The organism is Streptomyces erythrochromogenes (assembly GCF_036170895.1).
Lineage (GTDB): Bacteria > Actinomycetota > Actinomycetes > Streptomycetales > Streptomycetaceae > Streptomyces > Streptomyces erythrochromogenes.
The window spans coordinates 2,796,304-2,808,124 of the sequence record NZ_CP108036.1 but is presented as its reverse complement, the minus strand read 5'-3'; the positions used below and the strand labels follow the sequence as shown (position 1 = coordinate 2,808,124).

Annotated in this window: 13 protein-coding genes and 1 riboswitch; of the genes, 7 read left to right on the top strand and 6 right to left on the bottom strand. The window is 71.7% G+C overall.

The window, feature by feature from the left end; translation table 11 throughout:
• The first annotated feature begins 84 nt into the window (after positions 1-84).
• Positions 85-297: an EF-hand domain-containing protein gene (locus OHA91_RS12440; RefSeq protein ID WP_328739237.1), complete on the top strand. Its 213-nt coding sequence runs from the start codon at positions 85-87 to the stop codon at positions 295-297.
• Between the two features lie 94 nt (positions 298-391).
• On the opposite strand, the gene OHA91_RS12435 is transcribed toward OHA91_RS12440, so the two are convergent.
• The gene (locus OHA91_RS12435; RefSeq protein WP_031148444.1) at positions 392-940 is read right to left on the bottom strand and encodes a PadR family transcriptional regulator; all 549 of its coding nucleotides are present in this window, start codon (positions 938-940) and stop codon (positions 392-394) included.
• A 113-nt stretch (positions 941-1,053) separates the two neighbouring features.
• On the opposite strand from OHA91_RS12435, the gene OHA91_RS12430 reads away from it, so the two are divergent.
• Together OHA91_RS12430 and OHA91_RS12425 are read left to right on the top strand one after the other, a co-directional pair.
• On the top strand, positions 1,054-1,548 hold the full coding sequence (locus OHA91_RS12430) for a hypothetical protein (protein WP_328739236.1): 495 nt from the start codon (positions 1,054-1,056) through the stop codon (positions 1,546-1,548).
• Between the two features lie 16 nt (positions 1,549-1,564).
• Entirely contained in the window at positions 1,565-2,212 is a 648-nt protein-coding gene (locus OHA91_RS12425) for a dihydrofolate reductase family protein (RefSeq protein WP_031148449.1), read from the top strand.
• Between the two features lie 67 nt (positions 2,213-2,279).
• Here the strand turns inward: OHA91_RS12425 and OHA91_RS12420 are convergent, their stop codons facing one another.
• From OHA91_RS12420 to gcvT, 5 genes are all read right to left on the bottom strand, one after another.
• Positions 2,280-2,789: an AMIN-like domain-containing (lipo)protein gene (locus OHA91_RS12420; RefSeq protein WP_421673302.1), complete on the bottom strand. Its 510-nt coding sequence runs from the start codon at positions 2,787-2,789 to the stop codon at positions 2,280-2,282.
• 154 nt (positions 2,790-2,943) lie between these two features.
• The gene (locus tag OHA91_RS12415) at positions 2,944-4,326 is read right to left on the bottom strand and encodes an L-serine ammonia-lyase (RefSeq protein ID WP_031148453.1); all 1,383 of its coding nucleotides are present in this window, start codon (positions 4,324-4,326) and stop codon (positions 2,944-2,946) included.
• A gap of 277 nt (positions 4,327-4,603) precedes the next feature.
• Positions 4,604-5,860, bottom strand: a complete 1,257-nt coding sequence (gene glyA, locus OHA91_RS12410) for a serine hydroxymethyltransferase (RefSeq protein WP_030655704.1) — start codon at positions 5,858-5,860, stop codon at positions 4,604-4,606.
• Between the two features lie 15 nt (positions 5,861-5,875).
• A complete protein-coding gene (gene gcvH, locus OHA91_RS12405; protein WP_031148457.1) occupies positions 5,876-6,256 on the bottom strand; it encodes a glycine cleavage system protein GcvH in 381 nt (126 codons plus the stop codon).
• A gap of 103 nt (positions 6,257-6,359) precedes the next feature.
• Positions 6,360-7,475 (bottom strand): glycine cleavage system aminomethyltransferase GcvT, encoded by a 1,116-nt coding sequence (gene gcvT / locus OHA91_RS12400; protein ID WP_031148459.1) that lies wholly within the window; start codon positions 7,473-7,475, stop codon positions 6,360-6,362.
• Between the two features lie 171 nt (positions 7,476-7,646).
• Positions 7,647-7,750, bottom strand: a riboswitch (glycine riboswitch).
• A gap of 205 nt (positions 7,751-7,955) precedes the next feature.
• Here gcvT and OHA91_RS12395 point away from each other — a divergent pair.
• From OHA91_RS12395 to OHA91_RS12380, 4 genes are all read left to right on the top strand, one after another.
• Complete coding sequence (locus tag OHA91_RS12395; RefSeq protein ID WP_408059164.1) at positions 7,956-8,615, top strand: AAA family ATPase; 660 nt, start codon at positions 7,956-7,958, stop codon at positions 8,613-8,615.
• A gap of 114 nt (positions 8,616-8,729) precedes the next feature.
• Entirely contained in the window at positions 8,730-9,464 is a 735-nt protein-coding gene (locus tag OHA91_RS12390) for an enhanced serine sensitivity protein SseB (protein ID WP_266497545.1), read from the top strand.
• Between the two features lie 96 nt (positions 9,465-9,560).
• The gene (locus OHA91_RS12385; RefSeq protein WP_031148465.1) at positions 9,561-10,301 is read left to right on the top strand and encodes an enhanced serine sensitivity protein SseB C-terminal domain-containing protein; all 741 of its coding nucleotides are present in this window, start codon (positions 9,561-9,563) and stop codon (positions 10,299-10,301) included.
• Between the two features lie 473 nt (positions 10,302-10,774).
• Entirely contained in the window at positions 10,775-11,770 is a 996-nt protein-coding gene (locus OHA91_RS12380) for an ABC transporter permease (protein ID WP_031148467.1), read from the top strand.
• Positions 11,771-11,821 lie beyond the last annotated feature (51 nt).

Here is an 11,821-nt window from a genome sequence, read left to right as displayed (position 1 = left end):
CCGGGGCCGGGACCCGGGGGGTCCGGCCGCCCCGCGTGCCGCTACCCTGGGCCGGTCAACAAGCACCAAGAAGGGGTGGACCCAGTGGCGGACATCGAGAGCGCACGGGCTACGTTCGACAGGTTCGACGTGAACGGTGACGGCTTCATCACGGCCGACGAGTACAGCGCCGCGATGCGCTCGATGGGCGACGCCCACGTGACCCCGGCCGTCGCGGACTCCGTCGTCGCCTCCAAGGACGCCAACGGCGACAAGCTGCTGAGCTTCGACGAGTTCTGGGCCTCCCTGAACAAGTAGTCCCTTCGGCTCCGCCCCCGCCCCGGTCCGCCCGGGCGGGGGCGGAGCCGTGCGGCAGCGGCACGCGCCGAGGGCTCCGGGCCCCCACGGGGCCTCAGGCCTGCGGGCCGGACATGTCGCCGACCTCGGCGAGGGCCTCCTCCAGCCAGGTCAGCCAGAACGTCTCCAGGGCGATCCCGCCGTGCAGGACGAGCCGGCGCAGCCGGTCCTCCACGGCGTCGCGCCCCGGCGGGAAGTCCTTCTCCTCGATGGCCTCGTACTGCGCCAGCTGGCGCCGGTGCAGCTCCAGATGGCGCCGCAGCTCGGGGCCGAGGCCCTGCGGCCCCACCACGCCCGCCGCCCGGATCCGCAGCAGCAGCGGATCGCGCATCGGCTTGGGGTCCTGGCTCTCCGCGACCCACCGGGCCAGCTCCGTGCCGCCCGCGGGCAGCACCTCGTACTCCTTCTTCTGGCCCCGCACGGGCACCTCGCTGGGCAGCGCCCGGATCAGCCCGGCCTCCTCCAGCCGCCCGAGCTCGCGGTAGATCTGCTGGTGCGTCGCCGACCAGAAGTACCCGATGGACTTGTCGAACCGCCGGGTCAGCTCCAGCCCGGACGAGGGCTTCTCGAGCAGGGCGGTGAGGATGGCGTGCGGCAGGGACATGCCGCCATCCTAGGTACGCGGCGGGCCGGCCACCGCGCTCACCTCCGCGCGGCCGCCCCCGTACGGGCCAGGCCCGGTGGCGGCCGCCCCGCACGCTGCGCACGCTGGGTTGCGTGGCTGCCGACGAGAACACCGCGAACCGTGCGCACTACGCCGACCTCACCGCCCTCTACGTGAACTGCACGCTCAAGCGCTCGCCCGAGACCGGCAACACCGAGGGCCTGATCGACAGGAGCCGGGCGGTCATGGAGTCCGCGGGCGCCCGCACCTCGCTCATCCGCGCCGTCGACCACGACCTCGCGACGGGCGTCCGGCCGGACATGACCGACCACGGCTGGGAGAGCGACCAGCACCTCGGCTACGCGATCCCGCCGCAGGCCGACGCGGGCTGGATCGGCGAGGCCGGCCCGGGCCCCTCCTACCTCGACCCCGGCTCGGGCGGCCCCGAGAACGACTTCACCAACCGCAACACCGCCATCATGTCCTGGAACCTCATGCACCTGGCCGCCCTGCTCAAGCGCTCCGGCGGCATCCCGGCGCACGGCAACCAGCGCTCCCTGTGGGACGCCGGCTGCCGCTTCGACTTCCCCAACCCCGAGCACCGGTGAAGGCGGGAGGAAGCGCGTGGAGCAACTGCTGAGGGTCCAGAACTTCAACGTCTCGCAGGACGGGTTCGGAGCCGGCGAGCACCAGAGCCTGGAGCGGCCGTTCGGCGACGCCGACCCCGGGGCCCTGTTCGCGTGGGCCGGGGCCACGGCCAGCTGGCCCCACCGCACCGACCCCGGCGGGAGCCGGGGCCTGGACGACTACTTCACCCGGGACTTCGCGTACAACATCGGCGCCGAGATCATGGGCCGCAACAAGTTCGGGCCCCAGCGCGGCCCCTGGGCCGACCACGAATGGCGGGGCTGGTGGGGCGAGGAGCCCCCGTTCCACACCCCGGTGTTCGTCATGACCCACCACACGCGCCCCTCGTTCACGCTCTCCGACACCACCTTCCACTTCGTCGACGACGACCCGGCCGCGGTCCTCGCCGCGGCCCGCGAAGCGGCGCGGGGCAGGGACGTACGGCTCGGCGGCGGGGCGACCACGATCCGCGAGTTCCTCGACGCCGACCTCGTCGACACCCTGCACGTGGCGGTCTCGCCCGTGGAGATCGGCTCCGGGGCCAGGCTGTGGGAGTCGCCGGAGGAACTGCTCGACCGGTTCCACCGGGACGTCGTGCCCAGCCCGGGCGGCGGCGTCACGCACCACCTGTTCTGGCGCAGATGACACGGGCCGGCCCGGGGCGTGCGACGCCCCGGGCCGGCCGTGCGGACTGCGTACTGCGGCCGAGGGTTCAGTGCGCGATGTCCACGATGAACCGCTCGGGCGAGTGCAGGCTGTAGGCCCGGTAGTAGGGGAGGGTGTCGAAGGCGGCGCCGAAGGTCACGTACCCCTCGTAGTCGCCGGTCATGGCGAGGCCCTTGAGCTTGCTGAGGTAGATCTTCTGGAGCTTGGGGCCGTGGTAGACGCTCTCGCCCGCGTCGTTGTGCGCGGCGGCGGGGTTGAGGCGGATCTCCAGGAAGTACTTCCCGGCCAGCGGCACGGGCTGCCCGGAACCGTCGTACCTGAGCTGTGCGACGGGTGTGACGGTCACCGTGGGGGCGTACCCCTGCAGGTCGATGACGATCCGGTCGAACGTGGCGTGCCCGCCCCAGCGGGCGTTCACGACGAGCGGGGTCTGGACCTGGGTGCCGGCGGCGGCCGGGGTGAGGGAGGAGGCCGAGGCAGGCGCGGCGAAGGACAGGCAGGCGGCGAGCACGGCGCCGACCGCCAGGGCCACGAACTGCCGGAGACGGGCGTGGATCATGACGTCCCCTCGATTCTCAAGAGACGGGGACTGGTGGCACGACTAAGGACGCCGTGCCGGATCCGGCGGTTCCGGGTCCGTCGGGCGCCGTACGGGACGGCGCAGGGCCCGGCGCGTGCACGCGCCGGGCCCTGCGGTCATCGGGACGGGGTCAGCACTCGATGACGTTGACCGCGAGGCCGCCGCGGGCGGTCTCCTTGTACTTGACCTTCATGTCGGCGCCGGTCTCCTTCATGGTCTTGATGACCTTGTCCAGGGAGACCTTGTGGCTGCCGTCGCCGCGCATGGCCATCTTCGCGGCCGTGACGGCCTTGACCGCCGCCATGCCGTTGCGCTCGATGCAGGGGATCTGGACGAGGCCGCCGACCGGGTCGCAGGTCAGGCCCAGGTTGTGCTCCATGCCGATCTCGGCCGCGTTCTCGACCTGTTCCGGGGTGCCGCCGAGCACCTCGGCGAGGGCGCCGGCCGCCATCGAGCAGGCCGAGCCCACCTCGCCCTGGCAGCCGACCTCGGCGCCGGAGATCGAGGCGTTCTCCTTGAAGAGCATGCCGATCGCGCCCGCCGCGAGCAGGAAGCGGACCACGCCGTCCTCGTCCGCGCCCGGGACGAAGTTCATGTAGTAGTGCAGGACGGCCGGCAGGACGCCCGCCGCGCCGTTGGTGGGCGCGGTGACGACACGGCCGCCGGCCGCGTTCTCCTCGTTGACCGCCATCGCGTAGATCGTCGCCCACTCGCTGCGGTGCAGCATCGGGTCGCCCTCGGTGCGCAGCTGGCGCGCCGTGGCGGCGGCCCGGCGCTTGACCCGCAGGCCGCCCGGGAGGATGCCCTCGCGGGACATGCCGCGCGAGACGCAGGACTGCATGACGCGCCAGATCTCCAGGAGGCCCTCGCGGATCTCCTCCTCCGTGCGCCAGGCCTTCTCGTTCTCCAGCATCAGGGAGGAGATCGACAGGCCGGTCTCGTTCGCCAGGCGCAGCATCTCGTCACCGGAGCGGAAGGGGTACTTCAGCACGGTGTCGTCGAGCTTGATCCGGTCCTCGCCGACCGCGTCCTCGTCCACGACGAAACCGCCGCCGACCGAGTAGTAGGTCTTCTCCAGGAGCGGGGTGCCGGCCTCGTCGTACGCGAAGAGCGTCATGCCGTTCGCGTGGTACGGCAGGGAGCGCCGACGGTGCAGGATCAGCTGGTTCGGCTCGTCGAAGGCGATCTCGTGGCCATCGCCTATCTCCGCGCCCAGCAGCCGCAGCCGGCCGCTCTTGCGGATGCGCTCCACCTCGTCGTCCGCCGTCTCCACGTTCACGGTGCGGGGGGAGTGGCCTTCCAGGCCCAGCAGCACGGCCTTGGGCGTGCCGTGGCCGTGGCCGGTCGCGCCGAGGGAGCCGAAGAGCTCTGCGCGCACGGAGGCCGTCTGGGCGAGCACCCCGTCCTTCTTCAGCCGCGTCACGAACATGCGCGCGGCGCGCATCGGACCGACCGTGTGGGAGGAGGAGGGACCGATGCCGATGGAGAAGAGATCGAAGACGGAGATGGCCACGGTGGCGGACTCCCTTGTCTGCTCGTGGGGTGGGAGGGGGCAGGAGAGGTGGATTGTTCAGATTTTGTCCGACAGACGAGCTTAACGCGGCGAGGTGAACGTCCTGGCTGCCGGTCGAGGTGGGAAGGATTACGTGGACAGGTCGGACAGGTGTCCACCCGCGCCACGGGGGCCGCGATACCGGGTCCTCGGGCCGCCGGGCGCCGTGGCGGACGCCGGCGGGCATGGGAAGGGCCCGGCCCGTGCACAGACGAGGCCGGGCCCTTCCGCGCCGTCGTTAGAGCGACGGGTACAGCGGGAACTTCGCGGCGAGCGCCGAGACGCGCGCCTTGAGGCCCTCGGCGTCGTACGTCGGCTTCAGCGCCTGCGCGATGATCTCGGCGACCTCGGTGAAGGCCTCGGCGTCGAAACCGCGGGTGGCCAGGGCCGGCGTACCGATCCGCAGACCCGAGGTGACCATCGGCGGCCGCGGGTCGTTCGGGATGGCGTTGCGGTTGACCGTGATGCCGACCTCGTGGAGGCGGTCCTCGGCCTGCTGGCCGTCCAGCTCGGAGTTGCGCAGGTCGACCAGGACCAGGTGCACGTCGGTGCCGCCGGTCAGGACGTCCACGCCCACGGCCTTGACGTCGTCCTGGACCAGACGGGCGGCGAGGATCTTCGCGCCCTCCAGGGTGCGCTCCTGGCGCTCCTTGAACTCGGGCGAGGCCGCGACCTTGAAGGAGACCGCCTTGGCCGCGATCACGTGCTCCAGCGGACCGCCCTGCTGACCCGGGAAGACCGCGGAGTTGATCTTCTTGGCCAGCTCCTGCGTCGACAGGATGACACCGCCGCGCGGACCGCCGAGGGTCTTGTGCGTGGTGGTGGTCACGACGTGGGCGTGCGGCACCGGGTTCGGGTGCAGGCCCGCGGCGACCAGGCCGGCGAAGTGCGCCATGTCGACCATCAGGTACGCGCCGACCTCGTCCGCGATGCGGCGGAAGGCGGCGAAGTCCAGCTGGCGCGGGTAGGCGGACCAGCCGGCGACGATCAGCTGCGGCTTGGACTCCTTGGCGAGGCGCTCGACCTCGGCCATGTCCACCTCGCCGGACTCGTCCACGTGGTACGGGACCACGTTGTAGAGCTTGCCGGAGAAGTTGATCTTCATGCCGTGGGTCAGGTGACCGCCGTGGGCCAGGTTCAGGCCCATGATCGTGTCGCCCGGCTTGAGCAGCGCGAACATCGCGGCGGCGTTCGCCTGCGCACCGGAGTGCGGCTGGACGTTCGCGGCCTCGGCGCCGAACAGCGCCTTGATGCGGTCGATCGCGATCTGCTCGACCACGTCGACGTGCTCGCAGCCGCCGTAGTAGCGGCGGCCCGGGTAGCCCTCGGCGTACTTGTTGGTGAGGACCGAGCCCTGGGCCTCCATGACGGCGACCGGAGCGAAGTTCTCCGACGCGATCATCTCCAGGGTGGACTGCTGGCGCACGAGCTCCGCGTCGACGGCGGCGGCGACGTCGGGGTCGAGCTCGTGGAGAGGGGTGTTCAGTACGGACATCAGGATCCCCTGGGGTCAGTTACCGGCGGTGAGCTTGGTGTACTCCTCGAAGGAGAGCGCGTCCTTGGGCTCCTCGGAGAGGCGGACCTTGAACAGCCAGCCGCCCTCGAACGGGGCGGTGTTCACGAGCGCCGGGTCGTCGACGACGTCCTGGTTGGCCTCGACGATCTCGCCGGAGACCGGGGAGTACAGGTCGCTGACCGACTTGGTCGACTCCAGCTCGCCACAGGTCTCGCCCTCGGTCACGGTCTCGCCGACCTCGGGGAGCTGGGCGTAGACGACGTCACCGAGCGCGTTGGCCGCGAACTCCGTGATGCCGACCGTCGCGACGCCGTCCACGACGTCCGACAGCCACTCGTGCTCCTTGGTGTAACGCAGCTTCTCGGGGTTGCTCATGACCTGATTCTCCTGGATGCGGGGGAGTGGATACGAACTGCGGTCTTGGGTACTGAGACGGCGCCGTACGGGTACCCGTACGGCGGACGTCGTGCGCGGAGGGCTACTTCTGCCGCTTGTAGAACGGCAGCGCGACGACCTCGTACGGCTCATGCGTACCGCGAATGTCGACGCCGACGCCGGAGGCGCCGGGCGCGGCGTGCTCCGCGTCCACGTACGCCATCGCGATCGGCTTGCCCAGCGTCGGGGACGGGGCGCCCGAGGTGACCTCGCCGATCACCTCTCCGCCGAACGTGACGGGGAAGCCGGCGCGCGGGACGCGGCGGCCCTCGGCGATCAGTCCGACCAGCTTGCGCGGCGCCTTGGTCGCGGCCTTCTCGGCGGCGGCCTCCAGGGCGGCGCGGCCGACGAAGTCCCCCTCCTTCTCGAACTTCACGACCCGGCCCAGACCCGCGTCGAACGGGGTCAGGGAGGTGGTCAGCTCGTGCCCGTACAGCGGCATGCCCGCTTCCAGGCGCAGGGTGTCGCGGCAGGACAGGCCGGCCGGGACCAGGCCGACGCCCTCGCCGGCCTTGGTGAGCGCCTGCCACAGCTCCACGGCGTGCTCGGGGGAGACGAACAGCTCGAAGCCGTCCTCGCCCGTGTAGCCCGTACGCGCGATCAGCGCGGGCACGCCCGCGACGGTGCCCGGCAGGCCCGCGTAGTACTTCAGGCCGTCCAGGTCGGCGTCGGTGAGCGACGCGAGGATGCCGGGGGACTCCGGGCCCTGCACTGCGAGCAGCGCGTACGCGTCGCGGTCGTCGCGGACCTCGGTGTCGAAGCCGGCGGCACGCTCGGTCAGGGCGTCGAGGACGACCTGGGCGTTGGAGGCGTTGGCGACGACCATGTACTCGGTCTCGCCGAGGCGGTAGACGATCAGGTCGTCGACGATCCCGCCGTCCTCCTGGCAGATGTGCGTGTAGCGGGCACGGCCGACACCGACGGTGGAGATGTTGCCGACCAGCGCGTAGTCCAGGGCCTTGACGGCCTCCGGGCCGGTCAGCGTGATCTCGCCCATGTGCGAGAGGTCGAAGAGGCCGGCCTTGGTGCGTACGGCGTTGTGCTCGTCGCGCTCGCTGGCGTACCGCAGCGGCATGTCCCAGCCCGCGAAATCGGTCATGGTCGCACCGAGCGAGCGGTGCAGCGCATCGAGGGCGGTCAGGCGGGGGGCAGTGCTCATGGGTGTGGCTCCCGGGTCCCAGGGCATCGACATGACATGACGAGGACGTTCCTCCCCATCTGTCATCGGAACCTGAGAGGTTCGCCGAGAGTTCCGCCGATCGTCCGATCGCCGGTCTCACCGACTTGCACCTTGGGTGGAGCTGCCGCGCAGCTCGCTTTTCAGATCTGCCTCATCCACGCGGTACGGGGCCTGAGAGATTCAAGGGAGGTTCTTGCTCCTTCGGCGCCCGCGCACGGCCTTGCGGCGTGCCGGGACTCTCCCGCGCGGATTCAAGCGGCCGGTATGCAGTTGGTCCAGATGGCGCACATCATTGCACGCCATGCCCGAGATCGGGGGTCGGGGTCCGAAAGTTCGTACGCCCATCCGAGCGGGCAGAACGGAACCGGACATGCCGATTACCGTCTCTTTACACTCAGTGGGCAAGGGTCCCGGTGACCCGATTCGGGGGAGGCGAACACTGTGCGGAGATTCGGAGTGGTGACGACGACGGGAACCGTGGACGCGGTGCCGGTGCAGCGGCGCGGCCCGCGCGAGCGCAGGAGGGCGGCGGACGGCGGCCTCGGCCTCGTACGCGACCTGCGCGGCCCCGCGCTGCGCGGACCCCGGCGGCTCGGCTTCGCCGAGGGCGACATCGTCGTCGTCTCCGGCCTGCCCGGCGGCGGCAAGACCACGCTGATCAAGCGGGCCGCGCCCGAGGGCGGGGCCGTCGACTCCCAGGACACCCGCGAGCGCTGGGAGCGCCGGATGCCGGCCCGCCTGCCGTACGCGGTGTACCGCCCGCTGGTGCGCGCCGCGCACTACTGGGGGCTGTACCGGATCCTGCGCTCCGGCGCCTCCGTGGTCGTCCACGACTGCGGCACCCAGAGCTGGGTGCGCGGCCTGCTCGCCGCGGCCGCGCGCCGCCGGGGCCGGGATCTGCACCTTCTCCTCCTGGACAGCAGCCCCGAGGAGGCCCTCTCCGGCCAGGCCGCCCGGGGTCGCGGGGTGTCCGCCTACGCCTTCGCCCGCCACCGCGGCGCCGTGGGCCGCCTGCTGCGCGACGCCGAGGCGGGCCGTCCGCCGGCCGGCTGCGCCTCGGCGACCCTCCTGGACCGCCGTTCGGCCGCCGCCGTGACGGGGATCGGCTTCCACGGCTGAGCGCCGGACCGGCCGCACCCGGATCCCCGGCGGCGGCGCCCGCCCGGCGGCCGGTACCCTGCGGGGCGACACGCGCGGAACCACGCGCGCGGGACCAGACAGGGGCAGGGGCAGATGCAGGGCAGCGGCTGGCCGGGGAATGAGCTGGAGCAGGTGCTCGGGGCGGCGCTCGGGCAGCCGGACGCCGGAGGCCGGATCCTGGAGGTGCTCGGGCGCAGCCAGGTGTGGGTGCCCCTGCCGGGCGGCGGCGGCCCCGGCACGGCCGGCCTGGACCTGCCGACCATGGACATCGGCGGGGCGGCGTACGTGCCCGTCTACAGCTCCGAGGCCCAGTTCCTCGCCTGCGTCGGCCCCGGCATGGACTTCGCGGTGGCTCCGGCGGTCGAGTTCGCCCGGGGGCTTCCCCCGCAGCTCGGCATCGCGGTCAATCCGGAGGGCGCCGTCGGCGTACCGCTGCCCCCGCCCGCCGTCGCGGAGCTCTGCCGCACCGGGCGCAGCCCGCTCGACGGACACGCCACCGGCGGCCGCGTACGGCTCTTCGAGCCCGACTGGCAGGAGGACCCGGTGGACTTCCTGGCCGCCGCCGCCGAGGAGTTCCGCGCCACGGGCGTCGTCGCCGCGGCGCACCGCTGCCTCGCCAGCGTCGAGGGAGGGGCCCCGGAACTGTTCATCGGTGTCCGCCTGGTGGGATGGGAGCCGCAGATGAGGGAGGCTCCGATGGAGGCGCTCGGACGGGCCCTGACCCGTGTCCCGGCGCCGTGGCCGGTGCAGTTGATCCTCCTGGACGCGGCCCAGGACCCGGTCACGGACTGGATTCGTGAGCGCGTACGCCCCTTCTACCTCGCGTAGGGCCGCTTAAGCTGGTTACATCTCCTGGCCGCACGCATGAGCGCTGGCCCGGGTAAGGCACGCGTGGAGCGACGGGCGGACGAAGAGGGGTACCGGGTGAGTGCGTCAGGCACGGCCGCGGCCGGGCAGGTCGAGCACATGATGCGCCAGGTGACCCCCGGGCGCTACGAGAGCTACGAGTCACTGCTGCACGCCCTGTCCGAGGGCCGGCTGTGGATGTTGCTGTGGCAGGGGCAGCCGGGGTCCCCGGACGCCCAGTACGGCGGGATGGAGGTCGAGGGGCTCGGCTACGCGCCCTGCGTCACCTCCCCCCAGGAGCTGGCCGCGAGCGGCTGGAACCGCGGCTACGAGGTCGTCACCGGGCGGGACATCGCCCGCGCCCTCTACCCGGACCGCTGGGGCCTGTGGCTCAACCCGCACGCCCAGGGCGGCGGCCTCGGCGTCCCGTGGGCGGACCTGCGCCGCATCGCGACCGGCCTGGACCGGATGCCGGCGGGCCCGCTGCGGCTTTCCGAGCCCAGCATCGAGCTCCCGCAGTTCTACGGGCTGCTGACCCAGCACGCGCACCGCACGCCGGCCGTGCGGTCGCTGCGCCGCGCCTGGGTGCAGCCGGCGCTCGGGTCGCCGTACCTCGCGGTCGGGCTCGACCTGTACGACGCCTCCGCGCCCGCGCTGGAGTCCGTACGGGAGATGATGCGCCAGTCGGTCGGGGCGGTCCCCGAGGGCGTCCCGGTGTGCACCGTCGCGCTGGCGGACGAGCACGATCCCGTGGCGATGTGGCTGCGGGCGCAGACGCGCCCCTTCTACGACCGCGAGGGCCAGGCGCCGGCGTACTGATCCGGCCGGCAGGGGGTCCCGCAGCCTGCGGCGACCTCCGGCGCGCCATCCTGCACGACATCCGCATATTGGGACATCCGTCTCGAAGGCCGCACCGGTCCCACCGGTGCGGCCTTCGGCATATCCGCTGAATAGGCCCAAGATCCATGCCGGAAAGGGCAGTTGGGTCGGATGTCCGTTCCGCGCCGAACGTGCGGTGTTTCACCGCTCAACAGGTCTGGCGGTTCGGATAACGGAAGGTGTAGGCGCAGATCACGGTTGCGCATCACATCCCCGGGGGGTCTGGCGGGTGATTGAGAGGGCGTTGAAGACTCCCCCCACCGAAGGCCGGTCCATCTCACAAACACCAGCTCTTCACGTGCACTTCCGGCACATTTCTCGCCAATCGCACCACCAGCGACGCCGATTGAACCAAGCCGCCACAGCGGCGGGCATGGGCCGGCCACCGTCGGCCGAGAGGGGTCCCCACCACGATGACGGCACCACTGCACGACACCAGCGCGGCCGAGCCCGCGGCCGTGGCCGCCCCCGACGTTCCGCAGAAGGCGATCGAGGGGCGCTCGCCGTGGCAGATCGCCTGGCTGCGCCTCAAGCGAGACAAGGTCGCGCTGGCCGGCGGTGTCATCGTGCTCCTGCTGATCCTCGTCGCGATCTTCGCGCCGCTGATCGTCAAGGCCTTCGGACACCCGCCGGAGGAGCTGCACGAGGACCTGCTCGACCCGCTGCTGGGCCTCCCGCTCGGCGACTGGGGCGGCATGAGCGGCGACTTCCTGCTCGGCGTCGAGCCGGTCAACGGACGCGACGTCTTCAGCCGCATCGTCTACGGCGCCCGGATCTCGCTGCTGGTGGCCTTCCTGTCCGCCTTCGTGGCGGTCTCGCTGGGCACCTTCTTCGGCATCGTCGCCGGCTACTTCGGCGGCTGGGTCGACGCCGCCATCAGCCGGGTCATGGACCTGCTGCTGGCCTTCCCGCAGCTGCTCTTCATCATCGCGCTGATCTCGGTCATCCCCAACAAGCTCTGGGGCTTCGAGGGTTCGGGCCTGCGCATCGCGGTCCTGGTGCTGGTGATCGGCTTCTTCGGCTGGCCGTACATCGGCCGCATCGTCCGGGGCCAGACCCTCTCGCTGCGCGAGCGCGAGTACGTCGAGGCGGCACGCAGCCTCGGCGCGGGCCGCTTCTACATCCTCTTCCGCGAACTGCTCCCGAACCTGGTGGCGCCCATCACGGTCTACGCGACGCTGATGATCCCCACCAACGTGCTGACCGAGGCGGCGCTGAGCTTCCTCGGAGTCGGCGTCAAGCCGCCCACGCCGTCCTGGGGGGAAACCCTCGCCACGGCCGTGCGGACCTACGAGGACGATCCGCTCTTCATGATCTTCCCCGGCGTAGCGATCTTCATCACCGTGCTGGCCTTCAACCTCTTCGGCGACGGCGTCCGCGACGCCCTCGACCCGAAGGGCTCCCGCTAGCCACCGCAGGGCAAACCAGGAACCGGCCTCGTGCCGTACGTACACCGGAAC